At 68.2% G+C, this 24,724-nt stretch carries 27 protein-coding genes; 13 read left to right on the forward strand and 14 right to left on the reverse strand.

Annotation, left to right across the window (positions count from 1 at the left end):
- Positions 1–243: 243 nt before the first annotated feature.
- Positions 244–375: a hypothetical protein gene (locus tag GQ57_RS44185; protein ID WP_265183110.1), complete on the reverse strand. Its 132-nt coding sequence runs from the start codon at positions 373–375 to the stop codon at positions 244–246.
- Between GQ57_RS44185 and msrA the strand changes: the two genes are divergently transcribed.
- A complete protein-coding gene (gene msrA / locus GQ57_RS30775) occupies positions 374–934 on the forward strand; it encodes a peptide-methionine (S)-S-oxide reductase MsrA (protein ID WP_031398544.1) in 561 nt (186 codons plus the stop codon). The genes GQ57_RS44185 and msrA overlap by 2 nt on opposite strands.
- 27 nt (positions 935–961) lie before the next feature.
- Here msrA and GQ57_RS30780 read toward each other — a convergent pair whose 3' ends face one another.
- The 3 genes from GQ57_RS30780 to pdxH all read right to left on the reverse strand — a co-directional run bounded on the left by GQ57_RS30780 (position 962) and on the right by pdxH (position 4,246).
- Positions 962–2,236: a DUF72 domain-containing protein gene (locus GQ57_RS30780; RefSeq protein WP_034199837.1), complete on the reverse strand. Its 1,275-nt coding sequence runs from the start codon at positions 2,234–2,236 to the stop codon at positions 962–964.
- A gap of 23 nt (positions 2,237–2,259) precedes the next feature.
- Positions 2,260–3,480: an SAM-dependent methyltransferase gene (locus GQ57_RS30785; RefSeq protein ID WP_031398542.1), complete on the reverse strand. Its 1,221-nt coding sequence runs from the start codon at positions 3,478–3,480 to the stop codon at positions 2,260–2,262.
- 121 nt (positions 3,481–3,601) lie between these two features.
- On the reverse strand, positions 3,602–4,246 hold the full coding sequence (pdxH, locus tag GQ57_RS30790) for a pyridoxamine 5'-phosphate oxidase (RefSeq protein ID WP_031398541.1): 645 nt from the start codon (positions 4,244–4,246) through the stop codon (positions 3,602–3,604).
- 128 nt (positions 4,247–4,374) lie between these two features.
- On the opposite strand from pdxH, the gene GQ57_RS30795 reads away from it, so the two are divergent.
- Entirely contained in the window at positions 4,375–5,232 is an 858-nt protein-coding gene (locus tag GQ57_RS30795; protein ID WP_031398540.1) for a tRNA threonylcarbamoyladenosine dehydratase, read from the forward strand.
- A gap of 104 nt (positions 5,233–5,336) precedes the next feature.
- Here the strand turns inward: GQ57_RS30795 and trxA are convergent, their stop codons facing one another.
- Positions 5,337–6,185, reverse strand: a complete 849-nt coding sequence (trxA, locus tag GQ57_RS30800; RefSeq protein ID WP_034199838.1) for a thioredoxin — start codon at positions 6,183–6,185, stop codon at positions 5,337–5,339.
- A 52-nt stretch (positions 6,186–6,237) separates the two neighbouring features.
- A complete protein-coding gene (locus GQ57_RS30805; RefSeq protein WP_034199839.1) occupies positions 6,238–7,119 on the reverse strand; it encodes a pirin family protein in 882 nt (293 codons plus the stop codon).
- A gap of 233 nt (positions 7,120–7,352) precedes the next feature.
- On the opposite strand from GQ57_RS30805, the gene GQ57_RS30810 reads away from it, so the two are divergent.
- Positions 7,353–8,231, forward strand: a complete 879-nt coding sequence (locus GQ57_RS30810) for an EamA family transporter (protein ID WP_174923122.1) — start codon at positions 7,353–7,355, stop codon at positions 8,229–8,231.
- Positions 8,232–8,285: 54 nt separating this feature from the next.
- Here the strand turns inward: GQ57_RS30810 and GQ57_RS30815 are convergent, their stop codons facing one another.
- Together GQ57_RS30815 and tsaE are read right to left on the reverse strand one after the other, a co-directional pair.
- The gene (locus tag GQ57_RS30815) at positions 8,286–9,818 is read right to left on the reverse strand and encodes an N-acetylmuramoyl-L-alanine amidase (RefSeq protein ID WP_034199841.1); all 1,533 of its coding nucleotides are present in this window, start codon (positions 9,816–9,818) and stop codon (positions 8,286–8,288) included.
- On the reverse strand, positions 9,800–10,354 hold the full coding sequence (gene tsaE, locus GQ57_RS30820; RefSeq protein WP_031398535.1) for a tRNA (adenosine(37)-N6)-threonylcarbamoyltransferase complex ATPase subunit type 1 TsaE: 555 nt from the start codon (positions 10,352–10,354) through the stop codon (positions 9,800–9,802). The genes GQ57_RS30815 and tsaE overlap by 19 nt, the downstream gene beginning before the upstream one ends.
- A 17-nt stretch (positions 10,355–10,371) precedes the next feature.
- On the opposite strand from tsaE, the gene queG reads away from it, so the two are divergent.
- The 3 genes from queG to xerD all read left to right on the forward strand — a co-directional run bounded on the left by queG (position 10,372) and on the right by xerD (position 13,082).
- Positions 10,372–11,601, forward strand: a complete 1,230-nt coding sequence (queG, locus tag GQ57_RS30825) for a tRNA epoxyqueuosine(34) reductase QueG (protein ID WP_031398534.1) — start codon at positions 10,372–10,374, stop codon at positions 11,599–11,601.
- A gap of 63 nt (positions 11,602–11,664) precedes the next feature.
- The gene (locus tag GQ57_RS30830; RefSeq protein WP_031398533.1) at positions 11,665–12,135 is read left to right on the forward strand and encodes a methylated-DNA--[protein]-cysteine S-methyltransferase; all 471 of its coding nucleotides are present in this window, start codon (positions 11,665–11,667) and stop codon (positions 12,133–12,135) included.
- Complete coding sequence (xerD, locus tag GQ57_RS30835) at positions 12,132–13,082, forward strand: site-specific tyrosine recombinase XerD (protein ID WP_034199842.1); 951 nt, start codon at positions 12,132–12,134, stop codon at positions 13,080–13,082. The genes GQ57_RS30830 and xerD overlap by 4 nt, the downstream gene beginning before the upstream one ends.
- A gap of 73 nt (positions 13,083–13,155) precedes the next feature.
- On the opposite strand, the gene GQ57_RS30840 is transcribed toward xerD, so the two are convergent.
- On the reverse strand, positions 13,156–14,718 hold the full coding sequence (locus tag GQ57_RS30840; protein ID WP_034199843.1) for a class I adenylate-forming enzyme family protein: 1,563 nt from the start codon (positions 14,716–14,718) through the stop codon (positions 13,156–13,158).
- A 239-nt stretch (positions 14,719–14,957) separates the two neighbouring features.
- Between GQ57_RS30840 and ybaK the strand changes: the two genes are divergently transcribed.
- A complete protein-coding gene (gene ybaK, locus GQ57_RS30845) occupies positions 14,958–15,449 on the forward strand; it encodes a Cys-tRNA(Pro) deacylase (protein ID WP_031398530.1) in 492 nt (163 codons plus the stop codon).
- Between the two features lie 116 nt (positions 15,450–15,565).
- Positions 15,566–16,204, forward strand: a complete 639-nt coding sequence (gene plsY / locus GQ57_RS30850; RefSeq protein ID WP_031398529.1) for a glycerol-3-phosphate 1-O-acyltransferase PlsY — start codon at positions 15,566–15,568, stop codon at positions 16,202–16,204.
- A gap of 75 nt (positions 16,205–16,279) precedes the next feature.
- On the opposite strand, the gene GQ57_RS30855 is transcribed toward plsY, so the two are convergent.
- A complete protein-coding gene (locus tag GQ57_RS30855) occupies positions 16,280–16,765 on the reverse strand; it encodes a YajQ family cyclic di-GMP-binding protein (protein WP_031398528.1) in 486 nt (161 codons plus the stop codon).
- Here GQ57_RS30855 and GQ57_RS43165 point away from each other — a divergent pair.
- Complete coding sequence (locus GQ57_RS43165) at positions 16,764–16,919, forward strand: hypothetical protein (RefSeq protein WP_160257570.1); 156 nt, start codon at positions 16,764–16,766, stop codon at positions 16,917–16,919. The genes GQ57_RS30855 and GQ57_RS43165 overlap by 2 nt on opposite strands.
- On the forward strand, positions 16,903–17,952 hold the full coding sequence (gene murB, locus GQ57_RS30860) for a UDP-N-acetylmuramate dehydrogenase (RefSeq protein WP_034199844.1): 1,050 nt from the start codon (positions 16,903–16,905) through the stop codon (positions 17,950–17,952). Before GQ57_RS43165 ends, murB begins: the two co-directional genes overlap by 17 nt.
- 85 nt (positions 17,953–18,037) lie before the next feature.
- Here the strand turns inward: murB and argF are convergent, their stop codons facing one another.
- Complete coding sequence (gene argF, locus GQ57_RS30865; protein ID WP_031398526.1) at positions 18,038–18,967, reverse strand: ornithine carbamoyltransferase; 930 nt, start codon at positions 18,965–18,967, stop codon at positions 18,038–18,040.
- A gap of 414 nt (positions 18,968–19,381) precedes the next feature.
- Here argF and GQ57_RS30870 point away from each other — a divergent pair, with 414 nt between their 5' ends.
- The gene (locus tag GQ57_RS30870; protein WP_031398525.1) at positions 19,382–19,702 is read left to right on the forward strand and encodes a DUF3579 domain-containing protein; all 321 of its coding nucleotides are present in this window, start codon (positions 19,382–19,384) and stop codon (positions 19,700–19,702) included.
- Between the two features lie 151 nt (positions 19,703–19,853).
- Here GQ57_RS30870 and rpsT read toward each other — a convergent pair whose 3' ends face one another.
- The gene (gene rpsT / locus GQ57_RS30875) at positions 19,854–20,126 is read right to left on the reverse strand and encodes a 30S ribosomal protein S20 (RefSeq protein ID WP_006482211.1); all 273 of its coding nucleotides are present in this window, start codon (positions 20,124–20,126) and stop codon (positions 19,854–19,856) included.
- 304 nt (positions 20,127–20,430) lie between these two features.
- Here rpsT and murJ point away from each other — a divergent pair, with 304 nt between their 5' ends.
- Together murJ and GQ57_RS30885 are read left to right on the forward strand one after the other, a co-directional pair.
- A complete protein-coding gene (gene murJ, locus GQ57_RS30880; protein WP_031398524.1) occupies positions 20,431–21,981 on the forward strand; it encodes a murein biosynthesis integral membrane protein MurJ in 1,551 nt (516 codons plus the stop codon).
- A gap of 8 nt (positions 21,982–21,989) precedes the next feature.
- Positions 21,990–22,832: a SirB1 family protein gene (locus GQ57_RS30885; RefSeq protein ID WP_031398523.1), complete on the forward strand. Its 843-nt coding sequence runs from the start codon at positions 21,990–21,992 to the stop codon at positions 22,830–22,832.
- A 67-nt stretch (positions 22,833–22,899) separates the two neighbouring features.
- Here the strand turns inward: GQ57_RS30885 and GQ57_RS30890 are convergent, their stop codons facing one another.
- Positions 22,900–23,658 carry a 3-hydroxyacyl-CoA dehydrogenase gene (locus GQ57_RS30890; protein ID WP_031398522.1) on the reverse strand — a complete coding sequence of 253 codons (759 nt, stop codon included), beginning with the start codon at positions 23,656–23,658 and terminating at the stop codon, positions 22,900–22,902.
- Between the two features lie 379 nt (positions 23,659–24,037).
- A complete protein-coding gene (adk, locus tag GQ57_RS30895; RefSeq protein WP_031398521.1) occupies positions 24,038–24,700 on the reverse strand; it encodes an adenylate kinase in 663 nt (220 codons plus the stop codon).
- Positions 24,701–24,724: the final 24 nt, after the last annotated feature.

Genomic DNA, 24,724 nt, shown 5'->3' on the forward strand with positions numbered 1-24,724 from the left:
GCCCGGCCGAAGCGGCGGCCCGCGAGGCGGCGACCCGCGAGGCGGCGACGGCCGGGCGGGTGACACGGGCGATGTCTGTCAAGGCATGCATATCGATGTTCCGGCGGATGATGTTTGCATCTGGGGCGGGGGTGCATCGGACGCTTCGCGCTGAACGGCGGGTGGGTGGCTGCCGCGCGCGTGCATGGCTAAGTGTAGGCGAGAAAAGGTGCGGCCGGTCGCACGCGGCGCCTGTGCGATCTGTCAGGTTCGCGCGCGGGTGAGATACTTGTCGACGGGCCGCTGCATCCCGCACCGCTGGCGGGCGGCGGCGAGGCGCAACAGCGGCGCCGGCGCATGCGTGCCGGCTGCCGTCATCAACGAGGGAGATTTCATGGTGAACGCAATGCTTGAAACCGCGACGTTGGGCGGCGGGTGTTTCTGGTGCACGGAGGCCGTGTTTCTCGACGTCGACGGCGTGACGGCCGTTCAGTCGGGCTACGCGGGCGGCCATACGCGCAATCCCGGCTATCGCGACATCTGCGAAGGCGACACGGGCCACGCGGAAGTCGTCAACGTGACGTTCGATCCGGCGCGCATCGGCTATCGCGAGATCCTCGAGATCTTTTTCGCGACGCACGATCCGACCCAGCTGAACCGGCAGGGCAACGACGTCGGCACGCAGTACCGGTCGGTCGTGTTCACGCATTCGGATGCGCAGCGCGACACGGCGCTCGACGTGATCCGCGAGCTGGAAAGCGAGCAGGTGTTCGGGCAGCCGATCGTCACGCAGGTCGTGCCGCTCGACGGCAACTACTGGCCGGCCGAGGACTATCACCAGAATTACTACGCGCGTAACCCCGGGCAGGGCTACTGCTCGGTCGTGATCGGGCCGAAGCTCGCGAAATTCCGGCAGAAGTTCGCGCACCGGCTGAAGTCGCTGCGCGGCGCATAAGCGCCTGAACGGCCGCGCAACCGTGCGTCAGGCCGCCTCGCCGCGCCACTGCGCGCACGCGGCGGCGATCTCGCGCGCGAGCGCGATGCACGACAGCGGCGCGGAGCCTTCCGCCTTGTTGTTGATCGTGATGATCACCGGCTGCCCGGCCAGCGCATAGCGCGCGGCCAGCTCGGCAAGCGCCGAGCGCGTGGCCGGGTCTTCGTCGACGAGCTTGTCGAACGGCTCGTATTTCGCTTTCGCCTGTTCGTACTTGAAGCCGCCGTGCAGGCTCCAGCGCACGATCAGCGGCCCCGGCGCGTCGCCGTCGAGCAGCGCGAGCGCGGCGGCCTGGCGCAGCGGGTCGGGCATCCGCGCGTGCAGGCCGACGCAGTAGCGTACGCCGAGCGCGGCGAGCGCGCGGATGAAGCGCGGCGTGAGCAGGCTCGCGTCGCGGATCTCGATCGCATAGCGCGGGCCGTCGGCGTCCGCAGGCAGCGGCGGCAGCGCAGCAAAGAATGCAGCCAGCCGGTCGATCAACGCGGCCGGTTGGGCGAGCAACGAGTCGGGCAGCGGCGAGAACTGGAACACCAGCACGCCGGCCTTGCGGCCGAGCCCGTCGAGGCACGGCTGCACGAATTCGCGGGTGGCGAGCGGCGCATCGAGGAAGGTCGGGTTCGGCCCCGACGGCTCGCCGCGCCGGCCGCGGATCACCGCGTCGGTCACCGAGGCGGGCGCCTTGACGACGAAGCGGAAGTCGTCGGGCACCTGCTGCGCGTAGCGCAGGTAGTCGGCGACCGACAGCGGCCCGTAGAACGACCGGTCGAGGCTCACGCTCTTCAGCAGCGGATGCGCGCCGTAGGCCTCGAGCCCTTCGCGCGACAGCTTCGTCTGCGCGAAATCGCCGTCGTAGACGATGCCGTTCCAGCCGGGGAAGTACCACGACGACGTGCCGAGCCGGACGTTCGGCGGCAGGTCGGCCGCGGCGGCGGCCACGTCCGGTGCGATCGGTGCGGGCAGCACGCCGCGCTTGCGGCGACCTTGCTTCGGCGCGGCGGCCGGCGGCGACGGTTCGTCCCACAGCAGGCCGGAGGAGGCGGGTGGCGCTGCGTCGGCAGCGCGGTCGGGGGAGGCCGGCTCTGTGGCGTCGCGCGCGGCGGGCGTGGTGCGATCGTCGGCAGGGGCGTGTGCGGGCGGCGACGCGCGTGCGTCGTCGGGCGGCGCGCCGAACAGGTTGAACTGCCCGTCGTCGGGCGACCCGCTCGCGTCGTCGTGCTGTCGTCGTTGCGGCGGCGCCTTGCGCCGCGTGCTGCCGTCACCCATGCATGCCCAGCGTGAAGCGCGGCCTAGCGCGGCAGCGCGTGTTCGTACATATAGCGCCGCGACCACGGCAGCGTTTTGGCGCTGCGTCCGGCCTTGCGGCACACGATCTGGAAGATCGACACGTCGTCGTGCTCGAACGCATACGCGCAGCCGGCGAGATACACGCGCCAGATGCGGAATTTCTCGTCGTCGACGAGCTTGCGCGCTTCTTCGGCCTTCGCCTCGAAGTTCTCCGTCCAGATGTCGAGCGTGCGCGCATAGTGCCGCCGCAGGCTTTCGACGTCAACCGCTTCCAGCCCACCGCGCTGCGCGGCTTCGAGCGCGAGGCTGATGTGCGGCAGCTCGCCGTCCGGGAACACGTAGCGATCGATGAACTCGCCGCCGCCGAGCGCCGTCTCGCCGCTTTCCGCGTCGGTCGACGTGATCCCGTGGTTCATCGCGACGCCGTCGTCGGCGAGCAGGTCGTGGATCCGCGAGAAATACAGCGGCAGGTTCTTGCGGCCGACGTGCTCGAACATCCCGACGCTCGTGATGCGATCGAACTGGCCTTCGACCTCGCGGTAATCCTGCAGGCGGATCTCGATCCTGTCCTCGAGCCCCGCCGCCTTCACGCGCGCGGTTGCAAGGTCGAACTGGTTTTGCGACAGCGTCACGCCGAGGCACTGCGCGCCGAACTTCTGCGCGGCGCGCAGCACGAGCGCGCCCCAGCCGCAGCCGATGTCGAGCAGCCGCTGGCCGGGCTGAAGCTGGATCTTGGTCAGGATGTGGTCGATCTTCTTGATCTGCGCGGTGGCCAGATCCTCGTCGCCGTTCTCGAAGTACGCGCACGAGTACACCATGTTCTCGTCGAGCCACAGCTGGTAGAACGCGTTCGAGACGTCGTAGTGATACTGGATCGCCTTCTTGTCGGTGCTCTTCGAATGATTGAAGTAGCGCTTCACGCGCGCGAGCTTGCTCGCGCTCGTCACCGTGCTGCGCGCGAGCGAGTAGCCGATGTTGATGATGTCCGACAGCTTGCCCTCGATGTCGATCTTGCCCTTCACGTATGCCTCGCCGAGATTGTCGAGGCTCGGTTCGAGCAGCAGCGGCAATGCCGACGCGCTGTTCACCTTCAGGGTGACCTGCGGGGCGCTGAAGGTGCCGAAATCGAGCTGGTCGCCGTTCCACAGCACGAGGCGTGCCGGTATGTTCGCTTTCGCCCGTACTTCGTCCGCCCACTGTGCCAGCTTCTTTTCCCAGAACATTTGGATTCTCCGTTTGTTCGTTGAATCGAATACAGCCAAGTATCTTGACCGGCGCCCGCCGCTTGCGAGGCGGGCGCCCGGATGCAACACGAGACACGACCGGCGCGCGCCGGCGCCGCGCTTACGGCGACAGGCGCGAAATCGACCAGCCCGGCGACGCGTCGGATTCGCGCGTATAGAGCAGGCGGTCGTGCAGCCGCGACGGGCGGCCCTGCCAGAACTCGATCGAGTCGGGCACGAGGCGGTAGCCGCCCCAGTGCGGCGGGCGCGGCGGGTTGTCGCCGTAGCGTTCGCTGACGGCCTTCTCGCTTGCTTCGAGCGTCGCGCGGCTGTCGATCACGGCGCTCTGCGCCGATGCCCAGGCGCCGATGCGCGAGCCGAGCGGACGTGACGCGAAATAGCGGTCGCTTTCCTCGGCGCTGGTTTTCTCGATCCGGCCTTCGATGCGCACCTGGCGCTCGAGCTCGATCCAGTAGAACAGCAGCGCCGCCTGCGGATGCGCGGCGAGATCGCGCCCCTTGCGGCTGTCGTAATTGGTAAAGAAGACGAACCCGCGTTCGTCGACGCCCTTGATGAGCACGATCCGGGCCGATGGCCGGCCGTCGTCGCCGACGGTCGCGAGCGTCATCGTGTTCGGCTCGGGCAGTTTGGCCGCCAGCGCCTCCTTGAACCAGCGGTCGAACTGGGCGAAGGGGTCGGGGGCGACATCGGCTTCGTCGAGCGAAGCGCGTGAGTAGTTGATGCGGAGATCGGCGAGAGTCGTCATGTTATGCAAACGCTTCAATCTGGAACCATTGTAGCGAACGCGCGGAAAACGTGCGTGTACAGTGGCGTGTGAAAGCGGGGAGTTCAGGCAAAATAGAGGGCTGCTCGACTTACGTTTTCCTTGCTGCCATGTCTGCCGCCGACGCTGCCCCGCCCCGTTCTTCCGATCTTACCCCGACCCCGACAATCCAGCTTGACGTGGATCGGGCGCGCCGCTTCGGCGGCGTCGCGCGGTTGTACGGCGCGCCGGCGGCAGCCGCTTTCGAGCGCGCGCACGTCGCGGTGATCGGGATCGGCGGCGTCGGGTCGTGGGTGGCCGAGGCGCTCGCGCGCAACGCGGTCGGCACGCTGACGCTGATCGATCTCGACAACGTCGCGGAAAGCAACACGAACCGGCAGATCCATGCGCTCGACGGCAATTACGGCAAGCCGAAGGTCGATGCGATGGCCGAGCGGATCGCGCTGATCGATCCCGCGTGCCGCGTGAACCGGATCGAGGATTTCGTCGAGCCCGACAACTTCGACGCGCTGCTCGGCGGCGGCTTCGACTACGTGATCGACGCGATCGACAGCGTGCGCACCAAGGTGGCGCTGATCGCGTGGTGCGTCGCCCGGCGCCAGCCGCTCGTCGTGGTCGGCGGCGCGGGCGGCCAGCTCGACCCGACGCGCATCCGGATCGACGATCTCGCATTGACGATCCAGGATCCGCTGCTGTCGAAGGTGCGGGCGCAATTGCGCAAGCAGCACGGTTTTCCGCGCGGGCCGAAGGCGCGTTTCAAGGTGAGCGCCGTGTATTCGGACGAGCCGCTGATCTATCCGGAAGCGGCCGCCTGCGATATCGAGGACGGCGCGGAGCCGTCCGCCGCCGCGCACGTCGCGGGGCTCAACTGCGCGGGCTTCGGTTCGAGCGTGTGCGTGACCGCGAGTTTCGGCTTCGCGGCCGCCGCGCATGCGTTGCGCGCGATCGCCGCGCAGGCCGCCGGCTGAGCCGCCGCGCAGCGCGGCCGCCGGCGCATGCCGCGGCGCGCGACGTGCGCCGGGCGTAAGAGGACGATCGGCCGCCGGGCCGTTGCGGCCCGGCCGGCCGCGCGTCAGTTGAGCGCCATGCTCAGCCTGCGCCGCCATGCGGCGACGAGGTCCGGGCGATCGCCCGCCAGCTCGAACACCGAGATCATCGTGCGGCGGCCGAGATCGTCGCCGTAGGCGCGGTCGCGCGTCACGATTTCCAGCAACTGCTCCAGCGCACCTTCGTACGCGCGCCGCGCGATCAGGCTTTGCGCGAGATCGAAGCGCGCGTCGAGATCGCCCGGGTTGGCGGCGATGCGCGCTTCGAGCGCGTCGGTCGGCGGCAAGTCGGCCGTGGCTTCGAGCGCGTCGAAACGGGTCTTGATCGCCTGGAAGCGCGGGTCGTTGCCTTGCACGGTTTGCGTCGACAGCCGCCCGGTTTCCGCGTGCGCGGCGTCGATCTCGTTGTTCGCGAGCAGCAGTTCGATCAGGTCGAGGCGCGCGTCGTCGAAGCCGGGGTTCAGCGCGAGCGCCGCTTCGAGGTGCGAGCGCGCATCGTCGTAGCGTTCCTCGGCCAGCGCGTATTGCGCGGCGCGGCGTTCGGCTTCCTCGGGCGCCGGCAGCAGCCGGTCGAGGAACGCGCGCAGCTGGCCTTCCGGCAGCACGCCGACGAACTGGTCGACGGGGCGCCCGTCGGCGAATGCGATCACGTGCGGGATGCTGCGCGTCTGGAAGTGCGCGGCAAGCTCCTGATTCTCGTCGACGTTGACCTTCACGAGCTTCCAGCGGCCTTCGTAGTCGCCTTCGAGCTTTTCCAGCAGCGGGCCGAGCGTCTTGCAGGGGCCGCACCAGGGGGCCCAGAAGTCGACCAGCACGGGCGTGTCCAGCGACGCCTCGATGACGTCCTTCTCGAATGTGGCAAGCGTGGTGTCCATGTCGTTCTCTTCGGTTCGAATATCGTCAGGATGGGGGCAGCGTGCCCCTTTTTCAACGCGGTTTCGCTTCGGGCAGCGGAATCCACTCGGTCTCGCCGGGCACCTTGCCCATTTCCTGGCGCGTCCACGCCTGCTTCGCGTGTTCGATCGCCTCGCGGCTGCTGGCGACGAAATTCCATTCGATGAAGCGCTCGCCGTCGATCCGGTCGCCGCCGAGCAGCATCGCGCGGGCGCCGCCGGCGCTCGTCAACGTGACCGTCGCGCCCGGCGCGAGTACGGCCATCCGTTCGGCGTCGACCGGCGTGCCGTCGATCGCCAGATCGCCGTCGACCACATAGACCGCCCGCTCCTCGTGCGACGCGTCGAGCTCGACGCGGCCGCCGGCCGCGAATTCGGCGGCGACGTACAGCGTGCGCGAGAACGTCGTGACGGGCGAGCGCAGTCCGAACGCGTCGCCGGCGATGACCGTCAGTTCGACGCCATCCCGATTGCGGCGCGGCAGGGTCGCGGCCGGATGATGCTCGAACGACGGTTCGGTCGTCTCGTGCGTGTGCGGCAGCGCGACCCAGGTCTGGATTCCGTGCACCGTGTGGCCGTTTTCGCGCTGCGCGTCGGGGGTGCGTTCCGAGTGGACGATCCCGCGCCCGGCCGTCATCCAGTTCACGTCGCCCGGCACGATTTCCTGCCGCGAGCCGAGACTGTCGCGGTGCAGGATCGCGCCGTCGAACAGGTAAGTGACGGTGGCCAGGCCGATATGCGGATGCGGCCGCACGTCGAGCCCCGAGCCGGGCGGCAGCGTGGCGGGCCCCATGTGATCGAAGAAGATGAACGGGCCGACGAGGCGCGCGGCGAGCGCGGGCAACGTGCGGCGCACCTGCAGGTTGCCGATGTCGCGCACGTGCGGTTTCAGCAGGGCTTTGATCGGGGCGGTCATGGCGGATCCTGTGGGGCGGCGGATGCCGGTCATTGTACTGGCCGCCCGCCGCCGATTCCATGCGTGCGGCGCGGGTATCGGCCCGCAGGCGAAACCCGGTAGACTGGCCGCCTTCGCGAAAGCGCGCCCGCCCCGGGGTCGTCGCCCCGCCGGACGTCCCGACGGGGAGGCCGCTCGCGCGGCCGGCGCGCCGCACGACGATTCGACAAAAAACGAAAGAGGAGACTCCGATGATGGCCCCGAAGGACTTGCTGCTCGCGCTGGTCGTGATCCTGGCGTGGGGCGTGAACTTCGTCGTGATCAAGGTCGGCCTGCACGGCATGCCGCCGATGCTGCTCGGCGCGCTGCGCTTCACGCTCGCGGCCGTGCCCGCGGTGTTCTTCGTGCGCCGGCCGCAGATTCCGTGGCGCCTGCTGGTGCTGTACGGTGCGACGATCCAGCTCGGCCAGTTCGTGTTCCTGTTTACGGGCATGTACGTCGGCATGCCGGCCGGGCTCGCGTCGCTCGTGCTGCAGTCGCAGGCGTTCTTCACGCTCGTGTTCGCGATGCTGTTCCTCGGCGAGCGGCTGCGCCTGCAGAACCTGCTCGGGCTGGCGATCGCCGCGGGCGGGCTCGTCGTGATCGCGGCGCAGGGCGGCCGCGCGATGACGCTGGCGGGTTTCCTGCTGACGATCTGTTCGGCCGCGATGTGGGCGGTCGGCAACATCGTCACGAAGAAAGTCGGCCAGGCGAACCTCGTGTCGCTCGTCGTGTGGGCCAGCCTCGTGCCGCCCGTGCCGTTCTTCCTGCTGTCGCTGTGGTTCGAGGGGCCGCAGCGGATCGCGGGCGCGCTCGCCGGACTGAACGGCGCGTCGATCTTCGCGGTCGTCTATCTCGCGTTCGTCGCGACGTTGCTCGGCTACGGGCTGTGGAGCCGCCTGATGTCGCGCTACCCGGCCGCGCAGGTCGCGCAGTTCTCGCTGCTGGTGCCGGTCGTCGGCCTCGCGTCGGCGTCGCTGCTGCTCGACGAGCATCTCACGCGCACGCAGCTGATCGGCGCGGCGCTCGTGATGGGCGGGCTCGCGGTGAACGTGTTCGGCGGGAAACTGATGCGCCGCTTCGCGGCATCGTGACGCGCCGGCACGCGCTGCGTGCCGGCGGCGGGGCGGGAACGGCCCGGGAAGCCGTCAGGCCATCCGGTTCTTCGCGAGCGGCGGGTTCGCGGAGAAGTAGCGCTTGATGCCGCGGAAGATCGCGTCGGCCATCTCGTCGCGATAGCTGTCGTCGTTGAGCCGGCGCTCTTCGTCCGGGTTGCTGATGAACGCCGTCTCGACGAGGATCGACGGAATGTCGGGCGCCTTCAGCACCGCGAACCCGGCCTGCTCGACCGAGCCCTTGTGCAGCTTGTTGATGCCGCCGACTTCCTTCAGCACGTAGTTGCCGTAGCGCAGCGAATCGCGGATCTGCGCGGTCGTCGACATGTCGAACAGTGCGCGGTTCACGGCCGCGTCCGGCGTCTTGATGTTGATGCCGCCGATCAGGTCGGACGAGTTTTCCTTGTTCGCCATCCAGCGCGCCGCGGCGCTCGTCGCGCCGTGGTCGGACAGCGCGAACACCGACGAGCCGCGCGCGGACGGCGTCGTGAACGCGTCCGCGTGGATCGACACGAACAGGTCGGCGCCCACGCGGCGCGCCTTCTGCACGCGCACGTTCAGCGGCACGAAGAAGTCGGCGTCGCGCGTCATCATCGCGCGCATGTTCGGCGCGCCGTCGATCTTCGCGCGCAGCTTCTTCGCGATGTCGAGCGCGATGTGCTTCTCGTACGTGCCGCCGCCGCCGATCGCGCCGGGATCCTCGCCGCCGTGGCCCGGATCGATCGCGACCGTCAGCAGGCGCACGGTGCCGCCCTTGCCGGATTTCGGTGCGGTGAACTTGTAGGTGTCGTCGTCGTCGTCACCGTCGTCGCGGCGGGCGATGACGGGCGGCGGCTTGACGGCCGGCTTCGCGGGCGTCGCCGGGGTCGCGGCGGCGGGCGGCGCGTGCGGCGTGGCGGGGGTGTTCTGCGCGAAACGCTGGAAGAATGCGTCGCTGTTGTCGCCCGCGGCGGGCGGCGGCAGCGGTGCGCCCGGGCCGGACAGCGCGGTCGGCGGCTGCATCTGCTGCGCGCGCGCGGCGTCGTTGAGCGCCTGCTCCTTGCGCTCCGTCTGCGTAATCAGGTCGGTCAGCGGATCGGGCGCGACGGCCGGATACAGGTCGAACACGAGCCGGTACTTGTACGCGCCGACCGGCGGCAGCGTGAACACCTGCGGCTTGACCGAACCTTTCAGGTCGAACACCATCCGCACGACGTGCGGCTGATACTGGCCGACGCGTACCGACTGGATCTGCGGATCGTTCGGCGCGATCTTCGACACGAGGTCGCGCAGCGCCTGGTCGAGATCGAGGCCGTTCAGGTCGACGACGAGACGGTCGGGACCCTGCAGCAGTTGTTGGGTATTCTGCAGCGGCTGGTCGGATTCGATCGTGACGCGCGTGTAATCGCGGGCGGGCCAGACGCGCACGCCGAGCACCGACGACGCATGCGCGAGCCGCGGCGCGACGAGACCGAGCACCAGTGTCGACGCGCCCGCGCACAGGATCTGGCGGCGCCGCCAGTTGTGCGTCGCGGTGGCCGCCGATTCGATCGAACGGAACGGTTTGATCAACATCTTTCGAGACATGCCTTTCCTGAAGCGCTATACGCCCGAACGGTGAGGGCACGGCCGTCGCCATCCACGTCGAGCGAGAAGACCAGATCGGGCACGCCGAGCAGCGCACCCGCCTGTTGCGGCCATTCGACGAGACAGATCGCGCTGGAATTGAAATACTCGCGAAAGCCTGCGTCGGACCATTCGGCCGGATCGTTGAATCGATACAGATCGAAGTGATAGACCTCGAGTTCCCCATCGTCGCGTTCGAGCGCGTACGGCTCGACGAGCGTATAGGTCGGGCTGCGCACGCGGCCCGTGTGGCCGAGGCCGCGCAGGATCGCGCGCACGAGGGACGTCTTGCCCGCACCGAGATCGCCGACCAGCTGGATCTGCAGCCCGTCGAACGCGTGCGTGCGGGCGAGCTCGGTGCGCGCCGCGTCGAGCGCGTGTGCGAAGCGGGTGCCGAAGGCCTCGGTCGCCGCTTCGTCGGCGAGCGCGATCACGCGCTCCGCGAACGGGGCGGGCAGCGTGGCGTCATGAGGCGGTTGGCTGGGCGTGGCTGGCATTCTCGTAAAATAGTGCGATGAACCGATTACCGGAACTCGCCGCATCCGACAGGCCTTCGACTCGTGCCGAAGGCGCCGCGCCGTGCGCGCTCGACGATGCGGCGTTGAGTGCGCTCGCCACGCGCATCAGGGCGTGGGGGCGCGAATTGGGTTTCGGGGCGATCGGCATCAGCGATACCGATCTCTCGGACGCCGAAGCAGGCCTCGCCGCCTGGCTGGAAGCCGGCTACCACGGCGAGATGGATTATATGGCGAAACATGGGATGAAACGCGCGCGTCCGGCCGAACTTGTGGCCGGTACGCGACGCGTGATTTCCGCGCGGCTCGCCTACCTGCCGGCCGAAACGCTCGCCGCCGGCGCACCGGGCGGCGAGCCCGTCGCACGCGCGCCGCACGACTGGCGCGCGCGCGAACGGGCGCGGCTCGACGATCCGCAGGCGGCCGTCGTGTCGATCTATGCACGCGGTCGCGACTATCACAAGGTGCTGCGCAACCGGCTGCAGACGCTCGCGGAGCGCATCGAGCGCGAGATCGGCGCGTTCGGTTACCGCGTGTTTACCGATTCCGCGCCCGTGCTCGAGGTCGAGCTTGCGCAGAAGGCCGGCGTCGGCTGGCGCGGCAAGCACACGCTGCTGCTGCAGCGCGATGCGGGCTCGCTGTTCTTCCTCGGCGAGATCTACGTCGACGTTCCGCTGCCGACCGACGCGCAAACGTCGCCCGACACCGCGCCCGAGACACCCGGCGCGCACTGCGGAAGCTGCACGCGCTGCATCGGCGCATGTCCGACCGGCGCGATCGTCGAACCGTACCGCGTCGACGCGCGCCGCTGCATCTCCTACCTGACGATCGAACTGAAAGGCAGCATCCCCGAACCGTTGCGGCCGATGATCGGCAATCGCGTGTACGGCTGCGACGACTGCCAGCTCGTCTGCCCGTGGAACAAGTTCGCGCAGGCCGCGCCCGTCGCCGATTTCGACGTGCGGCACGGCCTCGACCGCGCGACGCTCGTCGAGCTGTTCGCATGGGACGCCGAAGCGTTCGATACGCGGATGCAGGGCAGCGCGATCCGGCGCATCGGCTATGAAAGCTGGCTGCGCAATCTCGCGGTCGGCCTCGGCAATGCGCTGCGCGGGAACCGGCTCGCGCCGCAGGCGCGCGACGGCATCGTCGCCGCGTTGCGCGCGCGGGCCGACGATCCGTCTCCGGTCGTGCGCGAGCATGTCGAATGGGCGCTGCGTGCCGCGTGAAGGCGGCGTAAAGTGTCGTCGGCGCGCGGCGGTGCCGCGCGCATCCATCGGTCAGGAGAGGGTATGTTCAATGCAGTCATCGACGCGCCGTTCGGCAAGGTCGGCATCCGCACGGACGCCGCGGTGGTGCGCGAGATCGTCTATCTGCCCGAATCGGTGAAGTCGGTCGAGCCGGATTCGCCGCTCGCGAAGCGCGCGGTCACGCAGATCGAACGTTATTTCGCGCGCGCGTCGGCGCGCTTCGACCTGCCGCTCGCCGAAGTCGGCAGCGCGTTCCAGCATCGCGTGTGGGACGCCATCAGCGATATCCCGCCCGGCACGGTGCTGACCTACGGCCAGGTCGCCAAGCGGATCGGCAGCGCGCCGCGCGCGGTCGGCCAGGCGTGCGGCGCCAACTATTTCCCGCTCGTGATCCCGTGCCATCGCGTCGTCGCGGCGGGCGGCCTCGGCGGTTTCGCGAACCATGACGACAACGGCTATTACCGGAACGTGAAGCGCTGGCTGCTGGCGCACGAGGGCGTACCGTACCGATGAGCGAACCATTGATGATCCCCGGCGGCGACGAAGATACCGCCGCCGCGTCGCCCGCGCTGCTCGCGAGCCGCGCATCGATCGACGTGTTTTGCGATGCGCTGTGGCTCGAACACGGGCTCTCGCGCAACACGCTCGATGCGTACCGGCGCGATCTGGTGCTGTTTTCCCGGTGGCTGGCCGCGACGCACGACACGCCGCTCGATTCGGCCGACGAAGCGATGGTGACGGGCTACATCGCCGCGCGCAGCGACGGCAAGGCGACGTCGTCGAACCGGCGGCTGTCGGTGTTCCGGCGCTATTACGGCTGGGCCGTGCGCGAGCATCGCGCGAGCGCGGATCCGACGCTGCGGATCACGTCCGCGAAACAGGCGGCGCGCTTCCCGTCGACGTTGTCGGAGGCGCAGGTCGAGGCGCTGCTCGGTGCGCCCGACGTCGACACGCCGCTCGGCCTGCGCGATCGCACGATGCTCGAGCTGATGTATGCGAGCGGGCTGCGCGTGAGCGAACTCGTGATGCTGAAAACCGTCGAGGTCGGGCTCAACGAGGGTGTCGTGCGCGTGATGGGCAAGGGCTCGAAGGAGCGGCTCGTGCCGTTCGGCGAGGTGGCGCACGGCTGGATCGAGCGCTACCTGCGCGATGCGCGGCCCGCGCTGCTCGGCGCGCGCGCGGCCGATGCGCTGTTCGTGACCGGGCGCGGCGAGGGGATGACGCGCCAGCAGTTCTGGAACATCATCAAGCGCCACGCGCTGCACGCCGACGTGCGCGCGCACCTGTCGCCCCATACGCTGCGGCATGCGTTCGCGACGCACCTGCTGAACCACGGCGCCGACCTGCGCGTCGTGCAGATGCTGCTCGGCCACAGCGACATCTCGACGACGCAGATCTACACGCACGTCGCGCGCGAGCGGTTGAAGTCGCTGCACGCGCAACACCATCCGCGCGGCTAGCGCGCGGCGGGCATCCGGCGCGGCACGCGCGCCGCCGGTTTCGCCGCCCGCGGCGCGCCGGCGCCGGCCTGCTTCAGACCAGTTCGCGCAGCTTGTGCTTCAACACCTTGCCGGTCGACGCGGCCGGCAGCGCATCGAGCACGCGGAGGTGCGCAGGGCGCTTGTAAGGGGCGAGGCGCTCCGCGCACCACGCGTGCAGCGCCGCCTCGTCGGCCGTCGCGCCGGGCACCAGTTCGACGAACGCGAGCACTTCCTCGTTGCCTTCGACCGCGCGGCCGATCACGGCCGCCTGCACGACGTCCGGATGCGCGTTCAGCACCTGCTCGACTTCGACCGGATACACGTTGAAGCCCGAGCGGATGATCAACTCCTTGCTGCGGCCCGCGATCGTGACCGCGCCGTCCGCTCCCTGCCGCGCGAGATCGCCGGTGGCGAGCCAGCCGTCCGGCGATACGGCCGCGCGTGTCGCGTCCGCGTTGCGGTAGTAGCCGAGCATCACGTTCGGCCCGCGCACGCGGATCTCGCCGACTTCGCCTCGCGGCACGTCGGTGCCGTCCGGCGCGACGATCCGCATCTCCACGCCGGGAATCGGCATGCCGACCGAGCTGTCGGCGCGCGGCGCGTCGAGCGCCGTCTGCGTGATCGTCGGGCTGCTTTCGGTCATTCCGTAGCCGTTGTGCAGCGGCACGCCGTACAGGCGCTCGACGCGCGCCTTCAGGTTCGCGTCGAGCGGCGAGCCGCCCGAATACGCGAAACGCAGGCGCGGCGCATGCCATGCGTGGCCGTGCGTATGCAGGTGTTCGAGCAGCTTCGCATGCATCGCGGGCACACCCTGGAAGATCGTGACGCCTTCGTCGGCGAGCGCGACGCGCACGGCTTCCGGCGCGAAGCGCGGGGCGAGCCGCAGCGTCGCGCCCGCATACAGGCTGCCGAGGCAGACCGACGCGAGCCCGTACACGTGCGACACGGGCAGCACCGTGTAGACGACGTCGTCGGGCGACACGCGTCGCAGCGTGCTCGACGTCGCCGCGATGAACAGCAGGTTGCGGTGCGACAGCATCACGCCCTTGGGCGTGCCGGTCGTGCCGGTCGTGTAGATCAGCGCCGCGCATTGCGCGGCGCCGTCGGCGGCTACCGGTTCGCCCGGTGCGCTTGCGTCGACGCGATACGACCACGCGCCGATGTCGACCGGCAGGGCGTCGGCGGGCGTCGCGCCGAGCCGCGCGGCGTGCGTGCGCGCGTCGCTCGACGCCTCGGTCGTGAGCGCGATCAGCTTCGGGCGCGCGTGCGCGGCGATCGCGTCGAGTTCGGCGGCCGACAGCCGGGCGTTCGACACGAGCGCCCACGCGTCGAGGCGGGCGGTTGCGAACAGCAGCACGATCTGCGCGACGCAGTTCTCGGCGACGATCATCACGCGGTCGCCGCCTTGCACGCCGAGGCTCGCGAGCCGCGCGGCGGCCGCCTCGATGGCGTGCGACAGGTCGCCGTACGACAGGCGGCGGGCGTCCTCGATCAGCGCCGGGTGCGCGGGCGCCCGGGCGGCCTGGCGCGCGGGCACGTCCGAGATGCGGCGGGGCAGCGCGGCGAGCAGCGCATCGACGTCGAGCGGCTCGGACGAACGGATGGACGAGGGCATGGCGTCTCCAGAAAAGGGGCGGGCGGCGGCTGACGACGGGTGCGAACGATCGTGCCACGACGGCACGCGCGCCACAATCGGCCAATCGGGCAATAGCGCTTCGCGATGTCCGCAATGATGACGGGCGGAATCGTTGCGGCGCCGCAGCAGGCCGCCCGGCGGAAAACGGGCCGCGAGTATACCGCCGGTGCGGACGCGCGATTGCGCGCCCGCCGGTCGTTCGCCATTAAAATGCCGCCATGAGCAAATCCAGACATGTGTCCGAAACGCCCGCGACCCAGTTGTTGCGCCGCCACGGCGTCGCGTTCGGCGAGCATCCGTACGACTACGTCGAGCACGGCGGCACCGGCGAATCGGCGCGCCAGCTCGGCGTCGACGAGCACAGCGTCGTGAAGACGCTCGTGATGGAAGACGAGCACGCGAAGCCGCTGATCGTGCTGATGCACGGCGACCGCACGGTGTCGACGAAGAACCTCGCGCGGCAGATCGGCGCGAAGCGCGTCGAGCCGTGCAAGCCCGAGGTCGCGAACCGCCATTCGGGCTATCTCGTCGGCGGCACGTCGCCGTTCGGCACGCGCAAGTCGATGCCCGTCTACGTCGAGGCGACGATCCTCGACCTGCCTACGATCTACCTGAACGGCGGCCGTCGCGGCTACCTCGTCAGCCTCGCGCCGGCCGTGCTCGCGTCGCTGCTCGGCGCGCAGCCGGTGCAGTGCGCGAGTGTCGACTGAGGGTTTCACCTTCGTGGCAGGTCCCGCCCGTTCGGTAGAATGGGCGCCGTTTCGGCTTGCCGGCTCGCCGTGCAAGGCCGTCCCTTTACCGATACGTTGAAAGAAGAGTCCTCCGCATGCAGATCCTGCTCGCCGCCCTCGTTGCCTACCTGATCGGTTCGGTGTCGTTCGCCGTCGTCGTCAGTGGCGCGATGGGCCTGGCCGACCCGCGTTCGTACGGGTCGAAGAATCCCGGCGCGACCAACGTGCTGCGCAGCGGCAACAAGAAGGCCGCGATCCTGACGCTCGTCGGCGACGCGTTCAAGGGCTGGATCGCCGTCTGGCTCGCGCGACGCCTCGGCCTGCCCGACGTCGCGGTCGCGTGGGTCGCGATTGCCGTGTTCCTCGGCCACCTGTATCCGGTGTTCTTCCGCTTCCAGGGCGGCAAGGGCGTCGCGACCGCGGCCGGCGTGCTGCTTGCCATCCATCCCGTGCTCGGTCTCGCGACCGCGCTGACCTGGCTGATCGTCGCGTTCTTCTTCCGCTATTCGTCGCTCGCGGCGCTGGTGGCGGCCGTGTTCGCGCCGGTGTTCGACGTGTTCCTGTTCGGCACGGGCCACAACCCGGTCGCATGGGCGGTGCTCGCGATGAGCGTGCTGCTCGTGTGGCGTCACCGCGGCAACATTTCGAAGCTGCTCGCGGGGCAGGAAAGCCGGATCGGGGACAAGAAGAAGGCGGGCGCCGACGGTGGCGCGCAGGATGGCGGAAAAGCCTGAGCTGGCGGCGTTCGCCGCGCCGGTCGCCCCGCGTGCGCGGGGCCCGGCCGGTTGACGTGACGGATCGCCCGGCGATCAGTCGCGGAAGTTGTTGAAGTCGAGCGGCGTGTCGGTCACATCCTTGCGCAGCATCGCGATCACGTTCTGCAGGTCGTCGCGCTTCGTGCCGGCCACGCGCACGGCGTCGCCCTGGATGCTCGCCTGCACCTTGATCTTGCTGTCCTTCACGAGCCGCACGATCTTCTTCGCGAGATCGCCGGTCACGCCTTTCTTCACGGTGACGATCTGCTTCACCTTGTCGCCGCCGATCTTCTCGACCTTGCCGTAGTCGAGAAAGCGCACGTCGACGTTGCGCTTGGCCAGCTTGCCGATCAGCACGTCCTTGACCTGGCCGAGCTTGAAATCGTCGTCGGCGAACAGCGTCAGCTCGCGATCCTTCTGCTCGACGCGTGCGTCGGAGCCCTTGAAGTCGAAGCGCGTCGAAATTTCCTTGTTCGACTGCTCGATGGCGTTCTTCACTTCGATCATGTTCGCTTCGGAAACGACGTCGAACGATGGCATGGCATTCTCCCTTGAGATGCGGGCGCCCGGCTCGCGCGCGGGCACTCGCTATAATTGCGGACTGTTTGCTATTTTACCGATGCCCCCTCGTTTGCCCAAGACCAGCCATGTGGCCGCCCGGGCGGACGTGACCGCGAATGCCGATGCCTTCTGACGAATCCGCCCTGTCGCTGCTTCCCGACCAGCCGCTCGCCGCACACAACACGTTCGGCATTGCCGCGAACGCGCGCCTTGCCGCGCGCATCACGCATGCTGCGCAGTTCGAGGCGCTGCATCGCGACCCGCGTGTCGCGACGCTGCCGCAGCTCGTGCTCGGCGGCGGCAGCAACGTCGTTTTTACGCGCGATTACGACGGTGTCGTGCTGTTCGACGAGATCGCGGGCCGCCGTGTCGTGCGCGAGGACGACGACGCGTGGTACGTCGAGGCCGGCGGTGGCGAGAACTGGCACGGATTCGTCGCATGGACGCTGGAACACGGGATGCCGGGGCTCGAGAACCTCGCGCTGATCCCGGGCACCGTCGGCGCCGCGCCGATCCAGAACATCGGCGCGTACGGCCTCGAGATGAGGACGTATTTCGACTCGCTGGTCGCGGTCGAGCTGGCGACGGGGCGCAGCGAGCGTTTCGACGCCGCGCGCTGCGCGTTCGGCTATCGCGACAGCTTCTTCAAGCGGGAAGGGCGCGGCCGGTTCGCGATCGTATCGGTGACCTTCCGGTTGCCGAGGCAGTGGACGCCGCGGCTCGGCTACGCGGACGTCACGCGCGAGCTCGATGCGCGGGGCATCGCGCCCGGCGCGGCGACGCCGCGCGACGTGTTCGACGCGGTCGTCGCGATCCGCCGCGCGAAGCTGCCCGATCCGCTCGTGCTCGGCAACGCCGGCAGCTTCTTCAAGAATCCGGTGATCGATGCCGCGCAGTTCGACGCGTTGCGCGCCCGCGCGCCCGACGTCGTGTCGTATCCGCAGCCGGACGGGCAGGTGAAGCTCGCGGCCGGCTGGCTGATCGACCGCTGCGGCTGGAAGGGGCGCGCGCTGGGCGCGGCGGCCGTGCACGACCGCCAGGCGCTCGTGCTCGTCAATCGCGGCGGTGCGACGGGCGCCGAGGTGCTCGCGCTGGCGCAGGCGATCCAGGCCGATGTGCGCGCGCAATTCGGCGTCGAGCTCGAGCCCGAGCCGGTCTGCCTGTAACGCGGGCGCCGCGCGCCCAAACGAAAAGCGCCGATCGACGATCGGCGCTTTTTTTACGCGGGTGCGTTCCGGTGCGGCAGCGGCGTCAGTGCTTGAGACGGCCGAGCAGCAGGAACTCCATCAGCGCCTTCTGCACGTGCAGGCGGTTTTCCGCCTCGTCCCACACGACGCTCTGCGGGCCGTCGATCACGCCGGCCGTCACTTCCTCGCCGCGGTGCGCGGGCAGGCAGTGCATGAACAGCGCATCCGGGTTCGCGTGGCCCATCATTTCCTCGTCGACGCACCAGTCGGCGAACGCCTGCTTGCGCGCCTCGTTCTCGGCCTCGAAGCCCATGCTCGTCCACACGTCGGTCGTCACGAGGTCGGCGCCCTTGCAGGCTGCGTTCGGATCGTCGCACACCTCGTAGAACGGCGCGCTGTCGGGCGACACCAGCTTCATGTCGAGCGCATAGCCGGGCGGCGTCGACAGGCGCAGCTTGAAGCCGAGGATCTGCGCGGCTTCGATCCACGTGTAGAGCATGTTGTTCGCGTCGCCGACCCACGCGACGGTCTTGCCGGCGATCGGGCCGCGGTGCTCGTAGTACGTGAAGATGTCGGCGAGCACCTGGCACGGGTGGTATTCGTTCGTCAGCCCGTTGATCACCGGCACGCGGGAATTTTCCGCGAAGCGCTTGATGACCGCCTGCTCGAACGTGCGGATCATGATGATGTCGACCATCCGCGAGATGACCTGCGCGGAATCCTCGACGGGTTCGCCGCGGCCGAGCTGCGTGTCGCGCGTGCTCATGAAGACGGCGTGGCCGCCGAGCTGGAAGATCCCGGCCTCGAACGACAGGCGCGTGCGCGTCGAGCTTTTCTCGAAGATCATCGCGAGCGTGCGGTCGTGCAGCGGGTGATAGGTCTCGTAGTTCTTGAACTTGCGTTTCAGGATACCCGTGCGTTCGAGCACGTACTCGTAGTCTTCCAGCGAGAAATCCTTGAACTGCAGGTAGTGACGAATGGTTTTGGCGGTCATGAAACGGGATGCGGCGGGTTTCACCCGGCAGCAAGGCCGGACGGCGCCGCCGTCGGGTGTGGATAACTCAAAGCAGCATAAAGGATTTTCTGTGCTTTGACGAGCCGCGAAGAAAAACGGGGCGTGATCGTCGCGCGCGGCGTGCGGTGCAGGCGGAGGGGGCTCGTGACGACGTGCGATGGCGCGCTGCGGTATAATTCAAAAGTTTTCTTCAGCCCGGCAGGCAAGCCTCCTCGCGCTCTGCCGGACACAAGCCGTGCGCTGCACAAATCCTGTGCGGCACAACGGCGGCGCGCTTCGACGTCCTGTTTTCGGGATATCTGATGGCGGGTTGCCGTCGTTCATTCCAGCTTTGTGTTTGCGTATCCAGGCGCCGTCGCCTGGGCATGGCCGGGCCGTCACTTGGGTAACCACATGGCTGAAACCCCTCCGACCGAATTCTTCATCCAGGGCATTACGAAAGACGGGAAAAAGTTTCGCCCGAGCGACTGGTCGGAACGTCTGGCCGGTGTGATGGCCTGCTTCGGGCCGGGGGCAAGCGGCCCGAATGCGCGTCTCAAGTACTCGCTGTACGTGCGTCCGACGATGCTCGGCGACCTGAAATGCGTGATCCTCGATTCGAGGCTGCGCGAGATCGAACCGATGGCTTTCGATTTCGTGCTGAATTTCGCGAAGGACAACAACCTCGTCGTTACCGAGGCGTGCGAGTTGCCGGACTACGACGCGAAGAAGTGATGCCGGGCGAGGGCGCATGCCGCGCCCCTCCGGCCGATGCCGTCGCCGCCGCGCGTGATGCGTGGGCGACGGGCAACAAAAAAGCCCGCCTAGGCGGGCTTTTTTGCGATCGCAGGAAACAGGAACGCCCGCGCGAGCGGGCGCACCGGATTTACGCTGCTGCCTGCAGACCCTTGACGGCTGCGGCCAGGCGGCTCTTGCTGCGAGCGGCCTTGTTCTTGTGAACGATCTTCTTGTCGGCGATCGTGTCGATCGTCTTCACGGCAGCCTTGAACAGCTCGGCAGCCTTTGCCTGGTCGCCGGCTTCAACAGCCTTGCGAACCGACTTGATCGCGGTACGGAATTTCGAGCGCAGCGCCGAGTTGTGCGAGTTTGCCTTCGCGGCCTGGCGGGCGCGCTTGCGTGCTTGTGCGGAGTTAGCCATGACGGTTCCTTATCCTGTCCTGTTTCCAGAGCTTGGAGCCTGACGGCCAAGCGCTGCTTTTCGATCCGTCCCCTGAGAACGATTGCCCAGGGGCGCATAAAAAAACGGTGATTTTAACCGAGGCCGGGACATGAAAACGGCAGTTGCCGTGCATGTACGAGCCCAGAAACCGGCGATTATAGCAACAAAATCAAGCGCGTGGCAAGTTCAACGTGATGCCCGCCGGGCGGGGCGCCGGCGACGTGCGCGCTTTTCGGCATCGGCCGCTGGTCGGGCCACGCAACGTCCGTATAATAAGCGCCCCATGAATCTATTCCGAGCCCTGCTGACGGTCAGCGGCTTCACGCTGCTGTCGCGCGTGACCGGACTGGCCCGCGAGACGCTGATCGCCCGTGCGTTCGGTGCCAGTCAATATACCGACGCGTTCTACGTCGCCTTCCGCATTCCGAACCTGCTGCGTCGCCTGTCCGCGGAAGGCGCGTTCTCGCAGGCGTTCGTGCCGATTCTCGCCGAGTTCAAGAACCAGCAGGGGCACGATGCGACGAAGGCGCTCGTCGACGCGATGTCGACCGTGCTGGCCTGGGCGCTTGCCGCGCTGTCGGTCCTCGGGATCGCCGGTGCGTCCTGGGTCGTGTTCGCGGTCGCGTCCGGCCTGCACACCGACGGCCAGGCGTTCCCGCTCGCGGTCACGATGACGCAGATCATGTTCCCGTACATCGTGTTCATCTCGCTGACGACGCTCGCCTCCGGCGTGCTGAACACCTACAAGAGCTTCTCGCTGCCCGCGTTCGCGCCGGTGCTGCTCAACGTCGCGTTCATCGCCGCGGCCGTGTTCGTCGCGCCGCACCTGAAGGTGCCGGTGTTCGCGCTCGCGTGGGCGGTCATCGTCGGCGGCGTGCTGCAGTTCCTCGTGCAGCTGCCGGGCCTGAAGAAGATCGACATGGTGCCGCTGATCGGCCTCAACCCGCTGCGCGCGCTGCGTCACCCGGGCGTGAAGCGCGTGCTCGCGAAGATGGTGCCCGCGACGTTCGCCGTGTCGGTCGCGCAGCTGTCGCTGATCATCAACACCAACATCGCGTCGCGGCTCGGGCAGGGCGCCGTGTCGTGGATCAACTACGCCGACCGGCTGATGGAATTCCCGACGGCGCTGCTCGGCGTCGCGCTCGGCACGATCCTGCTGCCGAGCCTGTCAAAGGCGCACGTCGACGCCGATTCGCATGAATATTCGGCGCTGCTCGACTGGGGCCTGCGCGTCACGTTCCTGCTCGCGGCGCCGAGCGCGCTCGCGCTGTTCTTCTTCGCGACGCCGCTTACCGCCACCCTCTTCAACTACGGCAAGTTCGACGCGCACACCGTCACGATGGTCGCGCGCGCGCTCGCGACCTACGGGATCGGGCTGGTCGGCATCATCCTGATCAAGATCCTCGCGCCGGGCTTCTATGCGAAGCAGGACATCAAGACGCCGGTGAAGATCGCGATCGGCGTGCTGATCGTCACGCAGATCTCGAACTACGTGTTCGTGCCGCTGATCGGCCACGCGGGCCTGACGCTGAGCATCGGCGTCGGCGCGTGCCTGAACTCGCTGCTGCTGTTCATCGGGCTGCGCAAGCGCGGCATCTACCAGCCGTCGCCGGGCTGGCTGCGCTTCTTCGTGCAGCTGATCGGCGCGACGCTGGTGCTCGCGGGCCTGATGCACTGGCTGTCGATCAGCTTCGACTGGACCGGGATGCGCGCGCAGCCGCTCGATCGCATTGCGCTGATGGGCGCGTGCCTCGTGCTGTTCGCTGCACTATATTTCGGTATGTTGTGGGTGATGGGCTTCAAATACGCTTACTTCAGAAGGCGCGCCAAGTGACGACCGCAATGACCCGCGTCCTCGACTACTTCAGCACGCTCGTGGCGGACGACGACAGCCTGCCCGTCACGGAGGCCGCGCTGTCGCTGGCGCAGGACGCGTATCCCGACCTCGACCTGCAGGGTACGCTGGCCGAACTCGACATGCTGGCGGCGCGGCTGCGCCGGCGGCTCGCCGACGATGCGGACCTGAAGGGCCGCGTCGTCGCGCTGAACGACTTCTTCTTCCGCGAGCTCGGCTTCGCGTGCAACCACAACGATTATTACGACCCCGATAACAGCCACCTGAACGCCGTGCTGAAGCGGCGGCGCGGGATCCCGATCTCGCTGTCGGTGCTGTACCTGGAACTCGCCGAGCAGATCGGCGTGCCGGCGCGCGGCGTATCGTTCCCGGGCCACTTCCTGTTGCGCGTCACGCTGCCGGACGGCGACCTGATCATCGATCCGGCCAACGGCCATTCGCTGTCCGAGGCGGAGATGGTCGAGATGCTCGAGCCGTATGTCGCGCGCGCGGCCGGCGCGGTCGACAGCGCATTGCGCGCGTTGCTGCAGCCGGCGGCGAGCCGCGAGATCATCGCGCGGATGCTGCGCAACCTGAAGACGATCTATCTTCAGACGGAGCGCTGGCAGCGGCTGCTGGCCGTGCAGCAGCGGCTCGTGATCCTGCTGCCCGAGCAGCTCGACGAGGTTCGCGACCGCGGTTTCGCCTATGCGCGGCTCGACTACCTGCGCCCCGCGCTCGAGGATCTCGAACAGTATCTCGGCGAGCGGCCGGATGCGGACGACGCGACCGTCGTCGAGTCGCAGGTGAGCGAATTGCGGCAGCGGATGCAGCGGGACGGCGAGGACTGAGCCGTCGCGGTCCTGCCGCCTTCCGGATGAAAAAGCGCCCGCGGTTGCGGGCGTTTTTTATTTGCGCTTATTTCGGCTGCATCCGGATCGCGCCGTCGAGGCGGATCACTTCGCCGTTGAGCATCGGATTCTCGACGATCTGGCGCACCAGCAGCGCGTATTCGGCCGGTTTGCCGAGTCGCGGCGGGAACGGCACCATTGCGCCGAGCGCGTCCTGGACGTCTTTCGGCATGCCGAGCAGCATCGGCGTTTCGAACAGGCCGGGCGCGATCGTCATCACGCGGATGCCGCTGCGCGACAGGTCGCGAGCGATCGGCAGCGTCATGCCCGCGACGCCGGCTTTCGACGCTGCGTACGCGGCCTGGCCGATCTGTCCATCGAATGCGGCGACCGACGCGGTGCTGACGATCACGCCGCGTTCGCCTTCCTCGGTCGGTGCGTTGGCGGCCATTGCGGCGGCTGCGAGCCGGATCATGTTGAAGGTGCCGACGAGGTTCACGTTGATCGTCCGGGCGAACGCGTCGAGCGGATGCGCGCCGTCCTTGCCGACGGTCTTCGCGGCGAGCGCGATGCCGGCGCAGTTGACCAGGCCGCGCAGCGTGCCTGCGTGCGTTGCCGTGTCGACGGCCGTCCGGGCGTCGGTTTCGCTCGACACGTCGCAGTGCACGAAGGCGCCGCCCAGTTCGGATGCGAGCGCGGTGCCGGCCGTATCGTTCAGGTCGGCGAGCACGACCTTGCCGCCAGCCTGCGCGATCATCCGCGCCGTGCCGGCGCCGAGGCCCGATGCGCCGCCGGTGATCAGAAACACGTTGCCGCGAATATCCATCACTGTCTCCGTGTCGACCGCCCTTGGCGCTTCAGCGCCTAGGGAGGTCCCATGCAACGCGGTCGACCGCCCTTGGCGCTTCAGCGCCTAGGGAGGTCCCATGCAACGCGGTCGACCGCCCTTGGCGCTTCAGCGCCTGGGGAGGTCCCATGCAACGCGGTCGACCGCCCTTGGCGCTAGCGCCCGGGAAGGTCCCATGCAACGCGCTCGCGCGCCAAGGCTGAAACGCCGGCGCGCCGGTCGTCGCCGCAGTACACGTGTGCAGCCGATTGTACGGGGCGCCATCGTGCAGCAGGTACGAAAAACGATCGTACGACAACCGGCCGGGTAAAAAAAAGCCGCCCGGCGAGGGCGGCTTGCGGGTGCGCGACGCGGTTGCTTACTTCAGTGCGTCAAACGCTCGCTCGCGGATTTCCTCGACGCTGCCGAGGCCCGAGATCTTGCGATACTGCGGCGCCTTCAGGCCGTTTTCCTCGCCGCGCTGCGCCCAGTCGCCGTAGTACGTGATCAGCGGCTTGGTCTGCGCTTCGTACACTTCGAGACGCTTCTTGACGGTTTCTTCCTTGTCGTCGTCGCGCTGGATCAGCGGTTCGCCCGTCACGTCGTCATGGCCGTCGACCTTCGGCGGGTTGAACTTGACGTGGTACGTGCGGCCCGATGCCGGGTGCGTGCGGCGACCGCTCATGCGCTCGATGATTTCGGAGAACGGGACGTCGATCTCGAGCACGTAGTCGATCGCGACGCCGGCTTCCTTCATGGCGTCGGCCTGCGCGATCGTGCGCGGGAAACCGTCGAACAGATAGCCGTTCGCACAGTCGGCGTCCTTCAGGCGCTCCTTGACGAGGCCGATGATCAGGTCGTCCGTCACGAGCTTGCCTTCGTCCATGAAGCGCTTCGCTTCGATACCGAGCGGCGTGCCGGCCTTTACGGCCGCACGCAGCATGTCGCCGGTCGAGATTTGCGGGATGCCGAATTTTTCCTTGATGAAGTTTGCCTGGGTGCCCTTTCCCGCGCCGGGCGCGCCCAACAGAATCAAACGCATGGTGATATCTCCGAGTATGTAGAT

Source organism: Burkholderia sp. MSh2, from assembly GCF_000731655.1.
Taxonomy (GTDB): Bacteria; Pseudomonadota; Gammaproteobacteria; order Burkholderiales; family Burkholderiaceae; genus Burkholderia; species Burkholderia paludis.